The sequence below is a fragment of the Streptomyces sp. NPDC036822 genome, from assembly GCF_055609145.1.
The window spans coordinates 516,614-531,344 of record NZ_JBVJPY010000002.1 but is presented as its reverse complement, the minus strand read 5'-3'; the positions used below and the strand labels follow the sequence as shown (position 1 = coordinate 531,344).

Below are 14,731 nucleotides of genomic sequence, written 5' to 3'. Positions count from 1 at the left end.
TCTCACCAGCCACTCAGACCGAGAGGACCTGGCGCTTGTTGTAGGTGCCGCAGCTCGGGCACGCGATGTGCTGCTGCTTCGGCTCCTGGCAACGCTCACACGAAACCAGGGTGGGGACCGCAGCCTTCCACTGCGACCGGCGGTGGCGCGTGTTGCTGCGCGACATCTTCCGCTTCGGAACAGCCACGGCTACTTCTCCTGCTTCTCGTCGACGCCCGCTTCGGCGCCGCTCATGTTGTCCTTCTCCCCGGTTCCCAGCGAACCGGCGAGTCCCTGCAGTGCCGCCCAACGAATGTCGACGGCGTCATGGTGGTGGTCCGGATTGTCGTTCAGGTTGGTCCCACATTCGGAACACAGACCCGCACAGTCCTCCCGGCACACCGGCTGCATCGGCAGTGCGAGCACCACCGCATCACGCAGCACGGGTTCGAGGTCGAACATGCCGTCCTCGAGGGGGATCATGTCCTCGTCAGCCTCGGCTTCGTCGTCCGCGGCCGCCTTGGAGCGGCCCCGGTCGTCGGAGTCGGGGTACGAGAACATCTCCTGGAAGTCCACGTCGAGCTCGAGCTCGACGGGCTCCAGACACCTTACGCACTCCCCCTCGGCCGATGCACGGGCGGTGCCTGTGACAAGCACCCCTTCCATGACCGATTCGAGACGGAGATCGATTTCCACCGGCGCGCCTTCCGGTACGCCGATGACCCCTTCGACACCGAAGTCGGCGGGGGCCGTGACCGAGCGGGAGATCCGCTGGAGGGCACCAGGACGCCGCCCCAGCTCGTGTGTGTCGAACACGAGGGGATTGCGGTGGTCGAGGCGCGTGCTCAGGGTTCTTCCTGCTTTCGGATCGTGAGACGGCTGCCGTGGCCGCATCGGAAGACGAAGCGGGCAGCGTGGATCGCGGGCATACGCGCGACCGAAGAGCCAGGATACTGGACGCTTCGCTCAGGGCCCAATCCGGGCTTGTGGCGCTCCGGAGCTCAGTGCCCCTGCTCGTACCGGCGCAGCTGCTCCAGGTCGATCATGCTCGTGTCGAAGAAGCTGGTCTCGTCGAGCGCGGCCGCCTGCGGCTGCGGCACCTGGGGGGCCTGGACCTGCGGCTGCTGGTCGTAGCCGTAGGGCTGCTGGTACGCGTACGGATCCTGGTTCTGGTACGCGTACGGGTCCTGGTTCTCGTAGCCGTGAGCCGCGTAGGCCGCCGCCCCGGCGGAGCCGGTTCCCGCGCCGGGGTACGCCTCCTGGGGCTGCTCGCCATAGGTCACGGCGTGGGAGCCCGTGGCGTAAGGGTCGGGATGCTGGGCCGGGATGTGCGAGGGCTGCTGCGGGACCTGGCGGCTCACCGGCTCGGGGTCGGACAGCTCCGCCAGTCCGGCGAGGTAGTCCGCGTCGCTGGTGTGCACCGGGCCGCCGGCCGCGTCCTGGGCCGCCATGTGGGCGCCGAGGTCGTCGGTGGCGATCCGGCCGTGCAGCTTCTGCCGGCCGCGGCCGACCGCCTCCAGGGTCTTGGAGAGCACCGCCTCGAACGCGCCGAGCTTGGCGTCGACGTACTCGTCCGCCCGGTGGATCAGGGTCTGCGGGTCGGCGCTGTACTCGGGGGCGTCCTCGTCGGCGTAGCCCTGCTCGTCGAGTCCCGGGCCGCGGCCGAGCAGCTTCTCGCGGCCGCGGTCGACGGAGCCGATGGTCTTGTTGAGGACGACCTCGAAGTTGGCGAGCTTGGAGTCGACGTAGTCGTCGGCCTCGGCGCGGATCTCCTCGGCCTCGCGGCGGGCCTCGGCGAGGATCCGCTCGGCCTCGTCCTGGGACCGGCGGGCGACCTGGGTGTCGGAGATCAGCGAGCCGCGCTCGGCGTGGGCGGCCTCGATGATCCGCTCGGCCTCCTGGCGGGCCTGCTCGACCATCTGCTCCCGGCCGCCGAGGAGCTCCTGGGCCTGGGCCAGGGAGCCGGGCAGGGCCTGCCGCACCTCGTCGAGCAGGGCGAGCAGCTCGGCCCGGTTGACGACGCAGGACGCCGACATGGGCATGGACCGGGCGTTTGTGACCGTCGAGACGATCTCGTCGAGCTTCTTCTGCACGTCCACCGGGTGCTCGCCACTCTCTACAGCTGGATGGAGACGGACGGGACGACTGTAAGGGCAGTCGTCCCCCGTCCGACACCGGGTGACGGTCTGTCAGCGGCGGTGGCTCGCTGTGCCGTCCGGGTCACTGCCCGCCGCGCTGTGCGGCGAGGCGCTCGGTGAGACTGCCGAGGACGGCTTCGGGCACCAGGTGGGAGACGTCGCCACCCCAGGCCGCGACCTCCTTGACCAGGGAGGACGACAGGAAGCTGTAGGTGGGGTTGGTGGGGACGAACAGGGTCTCGACGCCCGAGAGGCCGATGTTCATCTGCGCCATCTGCAGCTCGTAGTCGAAGTCGCTGACCGCGCGCAGGCCCTTGACGATGGCGGGGATGTCGCGCTGCTTGCAGAAGTCGACGAGGAGGCCGTGGAAGGACTCGACCTCGACGTTGCCGAAGTCGGCGGTCACCTCGCGGATCAGCTCGATCCGCTCGTCGACGGTGAACAGGCCCTTCTTGGACTGGTTGATCATCACCGCGACGTGTACGACGTCGTACAGCTTGGAAGCGCGGGCGATGATGTCGAGATGTCCGTTGGTGATGGGGTCGAATGACCCCGGACAGACGGCGCGGCGCAACGTGGGTCCCTCGCTCTCCGGTCCGGTCATCGTGCGTCTTCGCACGGTGAGGCGGCGCGACCGTACCAAAACGTTCCCTCGCCGTAGCGACGGGCCCGCAGTGGCTCGAAACCGGCCGGCCAGCCGAATTCCCCGCCTCGGGTGCTGCGCTCCACGGTGACGAGCGCGTCGTCGCCGATCCAGCCCCCGGAGCGGAGTGTGAGGAGGATCTCGCGAAGATCGTCGTCCGAGACGGCGTACGGCGGGTCGAGGAAGACCAGGTCGTAGGGGGTGGCGGGGGCCGGTCCCGTCACGATCTGTTCCGCTTTGCCGGTGCGCACCTCCGCGCCGGGCAGTCCCAGGGAGCGGACGTTGTCCCGGACGGTCTTGGCGGCGCGGGTGTCGGCCTCGACGAGGAGGGCGTGGGCGGCGCCCCGCGAGAGCGCCTCCAGGCCGACGGCGCCCGAGCCGGCGTAGAGGTCGGCGACCCGCGTGCCGTCCAGGGTGCCGAGGAGCGCCTCCCAGGTGGAGAAGAGGCCCTCGCGCGCCCGGTCGGAGGTGGGACGGGTGCCGTTGCCGGGCGGCACGGCCAGTCGGCGTCCGCCGGCGGTGCCGGCGATCACGCGGGTCATCTGAGGTCCTTGTCGTTTTTCTCGGGACTCGGGGTCTGTGCCTCCACGATATGGCCGGTGTGCGGGGTGCGCGGTCACCCCTTCTCCAGGAACTCCTCCCGCTCCTTGTCCAGGAGGGCGTCCAGGGCGGTGCGCAGCTCGGGGTGGGCGGTCAGCTCCGGGTCGGCGAGGACGATCGCGGTGGCCTCCTCGCGGGCGGCGGTGATGACCTCCTCGTCGTCGATGACGGTGAGCATCCGGAGCGAGGAGCGGACGCCGGACTGGGCCTGGCCGAGGACGTCGCCCTCACGGCGCTGTTCGAGGTCGATGCGGGAGAGTTCGAAGCCGTCGAGGGTGGAGGCGACGGCGCCGAGGCGCTGCCGGGCCGGGCTTGCCTCGGGCATCTCGGTGACCAGCAGGCAGAGGCCCGGGGCGGAGCCGCGGCCGACGCGGCCGCGCAGCTGGTGGAGCTGGGAGACACCGAAGCGGTCCGCGTCCATGATCACCATGGCGGTGGCGTTGGGGACGTTGACGCCGACCTCGATGACGGTGGTCGCGACGAGCACGTCGGCCTCGCCGGCGGCGAAGCGGCGCATGACGCCGTCCTTGTCGTCGGGGTGCATCCGGCCGTGCAGGACCTCGACGCGCAGGCCGGCGAGCGGTCCGGCCGCGAGCTTCTCGGCGACCTCCAGGACGGCGAGCGGCGGGCGCTTCTCGGCCTCGTCCTCGGTGGATGGCTTCTTCTTCGCCTTGGGGTCGTCCTCGCCGTCGCCGATGCGCGGGCAGACGACGTACGCCTGGTGGCCCTTCTCCACCTCCTCGCGGACGCGGTCCCAGGCGCGGGTCAGGAAGTGCGGTTTGTCGGCGGCGGGGACGACGTGGCTGGCGATCGGGGACCGCCCGGCGGGCAGCTGGTCGAGGACGGAGGTCTCCAGGTCACCGAAGACGGTCATGGCGACCGTGCGCGGGATGGGCGTGGCGGTCATGACCAGCAGGTGCGGCGGCTGCTTTCCCTTGCCGCGCAGGGCGTCGCGCTGTTCCACGCCGAAGCGGTGCTGCTCGTCGACGACGACCAGGCCGAGGTCGTGGAACTTCACCTTGTCCTCGATCAGGGCGTGGGTGCCGATGACGATGCCGGCCTCGCCGGTGACGAGGTCGAGCAGGGCGTGGCGCCGGGCGGCCGCGCCCATGGAGCCGGTGAGGAGCACGACCTTGGTGGCGTGCTCGGCGCCGCCGAGCGTCCCTCCCTCGGCCAGCTCGCCCATCATCTCGGTGATCGAGCGGTGGTGCTGCTGGGCGAGGACCTCGGTGGGGGCCAGCATGGCGGCCTGGCCGCCCGCGTCGACGACGGCGAGCATGGCCCGCAGCGCCACCATGGTCTTGCCCGACCCGACTTCGCCCTGGAGGAGGCGGTGCATCGGGTGTTCGGTGGCGAGGTCGTCGAAGATCTCCGTGGAGACCTTCTTCTGTCCGTCGGTGAGGGTGAAGGGGAGCTTGGCGTCGAAGGCGTCGAGGAGGCCGTCGGGAGCGGGGCGGCGGGCGACGGCGGGCAGCTGGGTGTCCGCGAAGCGGCGGCGGGCGAGCGCGACCTGGAGGACGAACGCCTCGTCCCACTTCAGCCGCTGCCGGGCGTCCTCGATGTCGGCCTTCGTGCGGGGGCGGTGGACCTTCCGCAGCGCCTCGGGCAGGTCCGCGAGGCCGCGGCCCTCGCGCAGGGCGGGCGGCAGCGGGTCGGCGAGGCCGGCCCAGCCGGTGGCGGCCAGGGAGTCCAGGACGATCGAGACGGACTGCTCGATGGTCCAGGACTCCAGCTGCTTGCAGGCGGGGTAGAGGGGCAGCAGCTCGCTCGCGAAGGCCTTGACCTGCTCGTCGCCGGTGTCGGCGTCGAGGAGTTTGTACTCGGGGTGGGAGAGCTGGAGCTTGCGGTTGAAGAGCCCGACCTTGCCCGCGAACATCCCGCGTCTTCCGGGCAGCAGCTCCTTCTGGTGGAAGAAGACCGCCCGGCCGAAGAAGACCAGCTGCATCCGGCCGCTGCCGTCGGTGATCGTGACCTCCAGGCGCTGGCCCTTGCCCCGCCCTCCCTTGTTGAAGGTCAGCACCCGGGCGTCGGCGACCTGCGCCACGACCGTGACGTGCTCGTCCAGGGGCAGGTCGGCGAGGGCGGTCAGCTCGCCGCGTTCGGCGTAGCGCCGGGGGTAGTGGTGGAGCAGGTCGCCGACCGTGTGCAGGTCGAGATGGTCGGCCATCACCTTGGCGGTGGCGGCTCCGAGGACGTTCTTGAGCGGGTCACCGAGCAGCACGGCGGCTCCCCTCGGGCAGTGTGGTCAGTGGTTCGTCGGGCGCGGGCACGCGATCCATTGCACACCACGGGACCGACAACCGTCCCGCAGGCTGTGGACGAGCGGGCGCGGGTCGGCGTGGCGGGGCGCGCCGGGGGCCGGGTCTACTCCACTCCGATGAGGAGCGGAGGCGCGCCGGAGCCCGCGTGGTAGACGGTGGTGTCGACCGCCAAGTAGGTGTCGCGGACGTGGTGTTCGAGGGCGGCCGCCAGGAAGTCCGGGGTGTCGTTCGCGACGATCAGGGTGACCAGTTCGCCGCCCGCCGACAGCATGCGGTCCAGGACCGTCCGTGCCGTCGTGGTCAGGTCCTGGCCGATGACGGCCACGTCCCCCTCGATGAGGCCGAGGACGTCGCCGGCCTGGCACACGCCCGCCGAGGTGAACGACTGGCGTTCGGCGACGGCCAGTTCGGCGTAGCGGGTCGCGCCGGCGGCCGCGGTCATCGCCACCACGTCCTCGTCGAAGCGGCGCTCCGGTTCGTGGACGGCGAGGGCCGCGATGCCCTGGACGGCGGCGCGGGTGGGGATCAGGGCGACCCGGATGCCCTCGGCGCGGACCTGTTCGGCCGCGGCGCCCGCCGTGTGGCGCAGGTCGGTGTCGTTCGGCAGGAGGACGACCTCGCGGGCATGGGCCCGCCGGATGGCGTCCACCAGGTCGCCGCTGGCCGGCGGGTGGCCGGGACGGGCGAGCACGGTGGTGGCGCCGGCCTCCTCGCACAGGCCCGCGATGCCCTCGCCCGGGACCACGGCGACCACCGCTCGCTGTGCCTGCTCGCGCGGGGCCGCGCCCGCGAAGTGGGTGATCCGGATGCGGTACGGGCGGCCCGCCTCCACGCCCGCCTCGACCGCCGCGCCCGCGTCGTCGACGTGGACGTGGACGTTCCACAGCCCGTCGCCGCCCACGACGACGAGCGAGTCCCCCAGCCCGTCGAGCCGGGTGCGCAGCCGTTCCACGGCCTCGTCGGACGCCTCCAGGAGGTAGATCACCTCGAACGCGGGCCCCGGGCGGTCGTCCTCCGCCGCGCACTCCTCGGCCACGACGGGGCGGCTCGGGCGCACGGGGCGCCGCTGCGCCTCGCCGGACACCGCCTCGACCAGCGCGCCGAGTACGGCGACGAGACCCCGCCCGCCGGCGTCCACGACCCCGGCGCGTTCGAGCACGGCGAGCTGCCCGGGAGTGGCCTCCAGGGCCGTCCTGGCCCCCTCGTACGCCCCTCTGGCCACCGTCACGAGGCTTCCGCCGGCCGCGCAGGACTCGGCCGCCGCGTGGGCCACGCTGAGGATGGTGCCTTCGACGGGGTGGGCGACCGCCTGGCGCGCGGCGGTGGCCGCGGCCGCGAGCGACCGGGCGAGGTGATCCCCGTCACGGCCGTCCGCGAGGACGGAGGCCATGCCGCGCAGCAGCTGGGACAGGATCGTCCCGGAGTTGCCGCGGGCGCCGATGAGGGCGCCGTGCGCCATGGCCCGTATGGCAGCCGTGGGGTCGACGGCGCCGGCCGGGTCCCCTCCGGCGCCGGCCGCGAAGACCGCCTCGACCGCCTGGGCGGCGGATTCCACGGTCAGGTAGAGGTTGGTGCCGGTGTCCCCGTCGGCGACCGGATAGACGTTGATCGCGTCGATCTCCTCGCGCTCCCGGCCGAGCGCCTCGAGTGCCCGTGCGCACCAGGATCGGACCGCTGCGGCGTCGAGGGTCTGCGCGGTCTGCGGCACCTGGTGGTCCTCCTTGAGCGGCTGGCTGCCTCGCAGGGTAGACCGCTCGGGACCGGGGGCCGGGGCGGGGGCCGGGGCGATCGTGGTAGTTTCGTTCCACGGGAGCAGCCGTTGTATGCTGCTTCGGTTGCCCGGCGAGAGTCGGGCCATTCCCCCGGCAAGCCACTTCAGAACTCTGATTCCGGTGCGCCGGATTTCACTGTAAATCTGAAGTCTTTGGAGTGACCCGTGGCTGCCAACTGCGACGTCTGCGGCAAGGGGCCGGGCTTCGGCAACAACATTTCGCACTCGCACCGCCGTACGTCCCGTCGCTGGAACCCGAACATCCAGCGCGTGCGTGCAGTGGTCGGTCGGACGCCGAAGCGGCTCAACGTCTGCACCTCGTGCATCAAGGCCGGCAAGGTCTCGCGCTAACGCCGACGTTTCGTCGTAGCGCAGCCCCTGCGGTTGCCTTGAAAGGCCGGTTCACCTCGGTGAACCGGCCTTTTGCCATGCCCTGAGGCAGGTGAGTGTGCCCGGGGTCGCTCCGGTGTGCCCGGGGTCGGGCCCGCCGGAGCGGGCCCGACCGGGAGCCGCTCCCGGTCTAACGGAAGCGCCAGCCGTGGTCGACCGGGCCGATGCCGGCGCCCAGGGCGAAGCCCGCCGCGATGGCCCCGGTCACGTACTCCTTCGCCTGCCGCACCGCCTCCGGCACCGGCAGCCCCTTCGCGAGCCCCGAGGCGACCGCAGAGGCGAGGGTGCAGCCCGTGCCGTGCGTGTGCCGGTTGTCGTGCCTCGGCGCCCGCAGCCAGTGCTCCTCGGCGCCGTCCGTGAGCAGGTCGACGGCGCCCTCTCCGGTGGGCAGGTGCCCGCCCTTGATCAGCGCCCAGCGCGGGCCGTGGGCCAGGATCGCCTCGGCCGCGACGCGCATGTCACCCTCCCGGACCACGCGCACGCCTGTGAGCTGCGCCACCTCGTCCAGGTTGGGCGTGGCGACGGTCGCGACCGGCAGCAGCCGCTTGCGTACGGATTCCAGCGCGGAGGCCGCGAGCAGCGCGTCCCCGTGCTTGGAGACGCCCACGGGGTCGACGACCACGGGCGCGTCCGTCCCTGAGAGCAGCTCCGCGACGGTCTCCACGAGCGTCGCGGAGGCCAGCATGCCGGTCTTCACCGCCTGCACGCCGATGTCGTCGACGACGGCGCGGTACTGGGCGCGTATGGCCTCCTCGGGCAGCTCCCAGGCACCGTGGACGCCCCGGGAGTTCTGGGCGGTGACGGCGGTGATCACGCTCATGCCGTGGACGCCGAGGGCGAGCATGGCCTTCAGGTCGGCCTGGACCCCCGCGCCGCCTCCGGAGTCCGATCCGGCGACGGTGAGGACCAGCGGCGGCCGTGTCCTGGCCGCTCCGCCCGCCGTGGTCACTCGGTCTCCCCGAAGTGGTCCCAGCCGCCCGTGCTGTGCCAGGGCGCCCCGTCCACGGTCACCTGGGGCAGGGCCGAGGGGTTGAGGACCTCGCCGATGACCTTCCAGCGGGCCGGCAGCTTCACGTCCGGCGGGAAGGTGGCGACGATCGCGTGGTCCTCGCCGCCGGTGAGCACCCACTGCAGCGGGTCCACGCCCACGGCCTGGCCGATGTCGTTCATCTGGGTGGGGATGTCGATGAGGCCGGAGCGCAGGTCGATGCGGACCTTGCTGGCCTCGGCGATGTGGCCGAGGTCGGCGATGAGCCCGTCGCTGACGTCGCACATGGCGGTGGCGCCGAGCCCGGCGGCGGCGGGGCCGGCGTGATAGGGCGGCTCCGGCCGGCGGTGGGCCTCGACGAAGGCGCGGGGCGAGCGGAAGCCCCGGGAGAGGACCGCGTACCCGGCGGCGGACCAGCCGAGCCAGCCGGTGTAGGCCACGACGTCACCGGGCTGCGCGCCGCCCCGGGTGACCGGGTCGTGGTTGCGCAGGTCGCCGAGGGCGGTGATGGCGACCGTGATCGTGTCCCCGCGGACGACGTCGCCGCCGACCACGGCCGCGCCCGCGACCTGGCACTCGTCGCGCAGGCCGTCCATGAGCTCGACGGGCCAGGTGACGGGAAGTTCGGCGGGGACCACGAGCCCCAGCAGGAGCGCGGTGGGAACGGCGCCCATCGCGGCGATGTCGGCCAGGTTCTGTGCGGCCGCCTTCCGGCCGACGTCGTACGCCGTCGACCAGTCGCGGCGGAAGTGACGCCCTTCGAGCAGGATGTCCGTGCTGGCCACCACGCGCCGGTCGGGTGCGGAGACGACCGCGGCGTCGTCGCCCGGCCCGATCCGTACCGCCGGGGTGGAGGTGAGCCGGGACGTGAGCTCCCTGATGAGCCCGAACTCACCCAACTCGCCGACTGTGCCCTTCACCGCGTCTCACCTCGTGTTGTCGTGCCGGCCGTGCGCGCCGACCGCGGGTCGCGAGCCGTCACTGCGCCAGATACCGTCAAGTAGACCGTCAACTTCTGTCGTGCGTACGCCACACTGTGGGCGCCTCGGGGCGCGCAGGTCTCCCCGCGGCCCTCGGCGACGCGGTACCGTGGCGTCCCTTTCTCCCACAAGATCCTCGTGGCCGCCCTGGAGGTTCCGTGGTACAGGCGTACATCCTTATTCAGACCGAGGTGGGCAAGGCGTCGACCGTCGCCGAGACCATCGCCAAGATCCCGGGGGTGATCCAGGCGGAGGACGTGACGGGCCCGTACGACGTGATCGTCCGCGCCCAGGCCGACACGGTCGACGAACTCGGCCGCATGGTGGTCGCCAAGGTCCAGCAAGTGGACGGCATCACCCGCACCCTCACCTGCCCGGTCGTGCATCTGTAGCCCCCGTCTACCCTTGGCCGGTGATGTCTTCCCACCGGCCCTTCGGCCTGCCCGCCGCCGCGGCGGCAGCCGTGCTGCTGCTGTGCGCCGCCGGCTGCTCCTCCACGGACGCGAAGGCGTCGGCCCCGGTTCCCAGCCCTCCGGCCGAGGAGGCCGCCTTCTGCCAGGCTCTGGCGAAGGAGCTTCCCGACACCGTGGCGGGCCTGGAACGGAACGATCCGGAGCCGGAGTCCGAGCTGACCGCCGGATGGGGGGACGCGGCGATCGTACTGCGCTGCGGCGTCCCCCGGCCCGAAAAGATGAACGATCCACAGGCTCAGGGGATCGAGGCCGACGGCGTGAACTGGCTGTACGAGCGCCGGGAGGGCGACGGACCCCGCTTCACCACCACGTACCGGAAGGCGTACGTCGAGGTGTCCCTGGACGAGCGGTACGCGCACGACGTCGGTCCGCTCACGGATCTCGCCGCACCGGTCGAGAAGACGGTCCCGGACAGCCTCTAGGCCGTGTCCGCGCTGACCCGCTCCACGGGCCCGCCGTGCGGGCGCGCCCGGGCCCGCCGTCCGGAGCGTGCCGCTCCGCGGCCGGCACGGCCGCGGAGCTCGCGCGTCAGCGCAGTCCCGTGGAGCGGGTCAGCGCGGCCTGGATCAGCCGGTCGACCAGCTCGGGGTACTCGACGCCGCTCTCCTGCCACATGCGCGGGTACATGGAGATCGGCGTGAAGCCGGGCATGGTGTTGATCTCGTTGATGACGAAGTCGCCGTCCTCGGTGAGGAAGAAGTCGGCGCGGACCAGGCCCTCGCAGGAGACGGCCTCGTAGGCGGCGACGGCGAGACGCTGCACCTCCGCCGTGGCCTCGTCGCCGATCGGCGCGGGCACGATCCCGGACGCCGAGTCGATGTACTTCGCCTCGAAGTCGTAGAAGTCGTGGTCGGTGACGGGCGGGATCTCGGCGGGCACGCTGGCGCGGGGGCCGTCCTCGAACTCCAGGACGCCGCACTCGATCTCGCGGCCGCGCAGCAGCGACTCGACGAGGATCTTGGGGTCGTGGCGGCGGGCCTCCTCGATGGCCTCGTCCAGGCCGGAGAGGTCGTCGACCTTGGTGATCCCCATGGAGGAGCCGCCGCGGGCGGGCTTCACGAAGAGGGGCCAGCCGTGCTCGGCGGCGAACTCGACGATCTTCTTGCGGGCGGCGGCCGGGTTCTGGTCCCACTCGCGGGGCCGGATGACCTCGTACGGGCCGACGGGCAGCCCGAAGGAGGTGAACACCCGCTTCATGTACTCCTTGTCCTGGCCGACGGCGGAGGCGAGGACGCCCGCGCCGACGTAGGGGACTCCGGAGAGTTCGAGGAGACCCTGGAGCGTGCCGTCCTCGCCGTACGGGCCGTGGAGCATGGGGAAGACGACGTCGACCTCGCCGAGGGCCTGCGGCACGGCGCCGGGCTCGGTGTACACGACCTCGCGGTTGGCGGGGTCGACGGAGAGGACGACACCGCCCCGCTCCGACTCGGCGAGGTCGGAGACGTTCGGCAGGGAGCGCTCGGCGATGGCCATCCGGTCGGGGGCGTCGGCGGTCAGCGCCCAGCGCCCGTCGGTGGTGATGCCGATGGGCAGCACGTCGTACTTGTCCCGGTCGATGGCGCGCAGGACGGCACCGGCGGTGACCACGGAGATGGCGTGCTCCGAGCTGCGTCCGCCGAAGACGACGGCCACGCGCGGCTTGCGGGGGCTCTGGGTGTTCTCGCTCATATCGCGTTGAGCGTACCTTGCGTCTCCGACGTGCTCGAGAGCCCCGGGGCGGCCCGCGCGTCCGGCCCAACGGGGCTCCCGCGACGGGCTCAGCGGCGCTCGGACTTGGCGCTGCGGGACATCAGTTCCTTGAGGGCGACGATCGGCGGCTTGCCCTCGTGGACGATCGACACGACGGTCTCGGTGATCGGCATGTCCACGCCGTGGCGGCGGCCCAGGTCGAGGACCGACTCGCAGGACTTGACGCCCTCGGCGGTCTGCTTGGTCGCGGCGATGGTCTCCTGGAGGGTCATGCCGCGGCCGAGGTTGGTGCCGAAGGTGTGGTTCCTGGAGAGCGGGGAGGAGCAGGTGGCGACCAGGTCGCCCAGTCCGGCGAGTCCGGAGAAGGTGAGCGGGTCGGCGCCCATGGCGAGACCGAGGCGGGTGGTCTCGGCGAGGCCTCGGGTGATGAGGGTGGCCTTGGAGTTGTCGCCGAGACCCATGCCGTCGGCGATGCCGACGGCGAGGCCGATGACGTTCTTGACCGCTCCGCCGAGTTCGCAGCCGACGACGTCGGTGTTGGTGTACGGGCGGAAGTACGGGGTCATGCAGGCGGTCTGGAGCCGCTGGGCGACGGATTCGTCGGCGCAGGCGACGACGGCGGCGGCGGGTTGCCGGGCGGCGATCTCCTTGGCCAGGTTGGGGCCGGTGAGGACGGCGACGCGCTCCACGGGAACGTCGGCGACCTCGGTGATGACCTCGCTCATGCGCTTGGCGGTGCCGAGTTCGACGCCCTTCATGAGGGAGACGAGGACGGTGTCGGGCGCCAGCTTGGGAGCCCACTCGGCGAGGTTGGCGCGGAGCGTCTGCGAGGGCACGACGAGGACGGTGAAGTCGGCGTCGTGGGCTGCCTCCGCGGGGTCGGTGGTGGCCCGGACGCCCGCCGGGAGTTCGACGCCCGGGAGGTAGTCGGGGTTGGTGCGGGTGGTGTTGATCGCGTCGGCGAGTTCGGCGCGGCGGCCCCAGAGGGTCACCTCGCAGCCCGCGTCGGCGAGCACCATGCCGAAGGCGGTGCCCCACGAGCCCGTACCGAAGACCGCTGCCTTGGTCACTTCATGCCCTCTCCGGCGGCCTTGCGCCGCTGTTCCAGCCGTGCCTTGCGGTGGTCGTACGGTTCGGCGGGGGCCTTCTCGCCGCGTACGTCCTCCAGGAGTGCGGTGATCGCGGCCATGATGGCCTCGGTCGCCTCGCGCAGCACCTCGGGCGTCGGCTCCTTGTCGTGGAACCGGGAGAGGTCGACGGGCGGACCGGCCTGGACGATCAGCGTCTTGCGCGGGAACAGATTGAGCTTGTTCTCCTTGGCGTACGGCGGCATCGCGAGGTTCGCGCCCCACTGGGCGACCGGGATGACCGGGGCCTTGGTGAGCAGGGCGACGCGGGCGGCGCCGGTCTTGCCGGCCATCGGCCACATGTCGGGGTCGCGGGTGAGGGTTCCCTCGGGGTAGAAGGCGACGCACTCGCCCCGCTCGATGGCCTCGACGGCGGCGCGGAAGGCGTTCAGCGCGTCGGTGGTCTCGCGGTAGACGGGGATCTGTCCGGTGCCGCGCAGCATCATGCCGACGAACGATCCCTTGAAGAGGCCGGCCTTGGCGAGAAAACGCGGAACGCGCCCGGTGTTGTACTGGTAGTGCGCGTAGGACAGAGGGTCCAGATAAGAGTTGTGGTTGACGACGGTGAGGAATCCGCCGTCGTCCGGAATGTGTTCCGTTCCGCGCCAGTCCCGTTTGAACAGAACCACCAGTGGCGGTTTAGCGATGACCGCCGCCAGGCGGTACCAGAAGCCGATTCTGCGGCGGGGCACTCGGACACCTTCCTCTGGGACTGGGTTGCAGGGGGCCAAGTGTCGCCCCGTGCTCCTGGTCTGTCGAGAACACCGTACGCCCCGGGCCGCGGCTCCCGCCGGACAGCCTGACCACGAGCGGGGTCACAATGGCCCCGATGAACACCGATCCGGACGGCGGCTGGTCGCTGGTCGTTCCCCTGAAGCCCCTGGCGCGGGCGAAGAGCCGGCTCGCCGCGGCGGCGGGTGCGCGGCTGCGGCCGCGGCTCGCGCTGGCGTTCGCGCAGGACACGGTGGCGGCGGCGCTGGAATGTCCGCGGGTGCGGGATGTGGCGGTCGTCACGGACGATCAGGAGGCGGCGGCGGCGCTCGCGGCGCTGGGCGCGCGGATCGTGCCGGACTCCCCCGCCGCCGGTCTCAACGCGGCCCTCGCCCACGGGGCTCGCATCGTGCGCGAGGAGCGGGCGCGGGCCCGGGTGGCGGCCCTGAACGCGGACCTTCCGGCGTTGCGTCCGGCGGAGCTGGCCCGGGTGCTCCAGGAGGCCGGTGAATTCCCGCGCACATTTCTGGCGGACGCCGCGGAAATCGGTACGACATTCCTCTCGGCGGGGGCGGGCGTGGAATTGTCCCCCGCTTTCGGCGGGGCCTCACGGCGACGGCATTTGTCGTCGGGGGCGGTGGAAATACGGCTGGCCGGGGTGGATTCCGTACGCCGGGACGTGGACACCGGCGAGGATCTGGCGGCCGCGCTCGCGCTGGGGGTCGGTCCGCGGACGGCGGCCCACTGGGATCGCGCGGCCGGATAGGCTGCGGCCATGCAGGCGACCGCGTACACCTACGACCCCGATACCCGCAGCGGAAGTGTGCTGCTCGACGACGGCACGCCGCTGGAGTTCGCGGCGGACGCCTTCGACGCGGGCGGGCTGCGGCTGCTGCGCCCGGGGCAGCGGGTACGGATCGAGACGGAGGCCGGGTCCGGCGGGCCGCGGATCACCCTGGTGACGCTGCAGACCTTCTGACG

The 14,731-nt window shown here is 72.0% G+C and carries 17 protein-coding genes; 5 read left to right on the top strand and 12 right to left on the bottom strand.

What is annotated here, in order from left to right:
* Positions 1–13: 13 nt before the first annotated feature.
* The 7 genes from rpmF to ACZ68P_RS06725 form a co-directional block, all read right to left on the bottom strand.
* On the bottom strand, positions 14–187 hold the full coding sequence (gene rpmF / locus ACZ68P_RS06755; RefSeq protein ID WP_030496967.1) for a 50S ribosomal protein L32: 174 nt from the start codon (positions 185–187) through the stop codon (positions 14–16).
* A 2-nt stretch (positions 188–189) separates the two neighbouring features.
* Positions 190–873 carry a YceD family protein gene (locus tag ACZ68P_RS06750; protein WP_471003555.1) on the bottom strand — a complete coding sequence of 228 codons (684 nt, stop codon included), beginning with the start codon at positions 871–873 and terminating at the stop codon, positions 190–192.
* A gap of 107 nt (positions 874–980) precedes the next feature.
* A complete protein-coding gene (locus ACZ68P_RS06745) occupies positions 981–2,078 on the bottom strand; it encodes an ATP synthase F0 subunit B (protein WP_471003552.1) in 1,098 nt (365 codons plus the stop codon).
* A 121-nt stretch (positions 2,079–2,199) separates the two neighbouring features.
* Positions 2,200–2,691, bottom strand: coding sequence for a pantetheine-phosphate adenylyltransferase (gene coaD, locus ACZ68P_RS06740; RefSeq protein ID WP_471003895.1), 492 nt, complete (start codon positions 2,689–2,691; stop codon positions 2,200–2,202).
* A gap of 26 nt (positions 2,692–2,717) precedes the next feature.
* Complete coding sequence (rsmD, locus tag ACZ68P_RS06735; RefSeq protein ID WP_471003549.1) at positions 2,718–3,302, bottom strand: 16S rRNA (guanine(966)-N(2))-methyltransferase RsmD; 585 nt, start codon at positions 3,300–3,302, stop codon at positions 2,718–2,720.
* Between the two features lie 74 nt (positions 3,303–3,376).
* On the bottom strand, positions 3,377–5,527 hold the full coding sequence (recG, locus tag ACZ68P_RS06730) for an ATP-dependent DNA helicase RecG (protein WP_471003893.1): 2,151 nt from the start codon (positions 5,525–5,527) through the stop codon (positions 3,377–3,379).
* A 197-nt stretch (positions 5,528–5,724) separates the two neighbouring features.
* Positions 5,725–7,329 (bottom strand): DAK2 domain-containing protein, encoded by a 1,605-nt coding sequence (locus tag ACZ68P_RS06725; RefSeq protein WP_471003546.1) that lies wholly within the window; start codon positions 7,327–7,329, stop codon positions 5,725–5,727.
* A 228-nt stretch (positions 7,330–7,557) separates the two neighbouring features.
* Between ACZ68P_RS06725 and rpmB the strand changes: the two genes are divergently transcribed.
* Complete coding sequence (rpmB, locus tag ACZ68P_RS06720) at positions 7,558–7,743, top strand: 50S ribosomal protein L28 (protein WP_003957616.1); 186 nt, start codon at positions 7,558–7,560, stop codon at positions 7,741–7,743.
* A gap of 169 nt (positions 7,744–7,912) precedes the next feature.
* Here rpmB and thiD read toward each other — a convergent pair whose 3' ends face one another.
* Both thiD and ACZ68P_RS06710 read right to left on the bottom strand, forming a co-directional pair.
* Positions 7,913–8,731, bottom strand: a complete 819-nt coding sequence (gene thiD, locus ACZ68P_RS06715; RefSeq protein ID WP_471003543.1) for a bifunctional hydroxymethylpyrimidine kinase/phosphomethylpyrimidine kinase — start codon at positions 8,729–8,731, stop codon at positions 7,913–7,915.
* On the bottom strand, positions 8,728–9,690 hold the full coding sequence (locus tag ACZ68P_RS06710) for a thiamine-phosphate kinase (RefSeq protein WP_365718408.1): 963 nt from the start codon (positions 9,688–9,690) through the stop codon (positions 8,728–8,730). The genes thiD and ACZ68P_RS06710 overlap by 4 nt, the downstream gene beginning before the upstream one ends.
* Before the next feature lie 218 nt (positions 9,691–9,908).
* On the opposite strand from ACZ68P_RS06710, the gene ACZ68P_RS06705 reads away from it, so the two are divergent.
* A complete protein-coding gene (locus ACZ68P_RS06705; protein WP_064070330.1) occupies positions 9,909–10,142 on the top strand; it encodes an Lrp/AsnC family transcriptional regulator in 234 nt (77 codons plus the stop codon).
* A 23-nt stretch (positions 10,143–10,165) separates the two neighbouring features.
* Positions 10,166–10,645, top strand: a complete 480-nt coding sequence (locus ACZ68P_RS06700) for a DUF3515 domain-containing protein (RefSeq protein ID WP_471003892.1) — start codon at positions 10,166–10,168, stop codon at positions 10,643–10,645.
* Between the two features lie 106 nt (positions 10,646–10,751).
* Here the strand turns inward: ACZ68P_RS06700 and ACZ68P_RS06695 are convergent, their stop codons facing one another.
* From ACZ68P_RS06695 to ACZ68P_RS06685, 3 genes are all read right to left on the bottom strand, one after another.
* A complete protein-coding gene (locus ACZ68P_RS06695) occupies positions 10,752–11,891 on the bottom strand; it encodes a D-alanine--D-alanine ligase family protein (RefSeq protein ID WP_471003541.1) in 1,140 nt (379 codons plus the stop codon).
* Positions 11,892–11,980: 89 nt separating this feature from the next.
* The gene (locus ACZ68P_RS06690; protein ID WP_471003538.1) at positions 11,981–12,982 is read right to left on the bottom strand and encodes an NAD(P)H-dependent glycerol-3-phosphate dehydrogenase; all 1,002 of its coding nucleotides are present in this window, start codon (positions 12,980–12,982) and stop codon (positions 11,981–11,983) included.
* Positions 12,979–13,731: a lysophospholipid acyltransferase family protein gene (locus ACZ68P_RS06685; protein WP_471003535.1), complete on the bottom strand. Its 753-nt coding sequence runs from the start codon at positions 13,729–13,731 to the stop codon at positions 12,979–12,981. The genes ACZ68P_RS06690 and ACZ68P_RS06685 overlap by 4 nt, the downstream gene beginning before the upstream one ends.
* 137 nt (positions 13,732–13,868) lie before the next feature.
* On the opposite strand from ACZ68P_RS06685, the gene cofC reads away from it, so the two are divergent.
* Positions 13,869–14,516, top strand: coding sequence for a 2-phospho-L-lactate guanylyltransferase (gene cofC, locus ACZ68P_RS06680; protein ID WP_471003532.1), 648 nt, complete (start codon positions 13,869–13,871; stop codon positions 14,514–14,516).
* A 9-nt stretch (positions 14,517–14,525) separates the two neighbouring features.
* Positions 14,526–14,729, top strand: coding sequence for a cold-shock protein (locus tag ACZ68P_RS06675; RefSeq protein ID WP_471003529.1), 204 nt, complete (start codon positions 14,526–14,528; stop codon positions 14,727–14,729).
* Positions 14,730–14,731 lie beyond the last annotated feature (2 nt).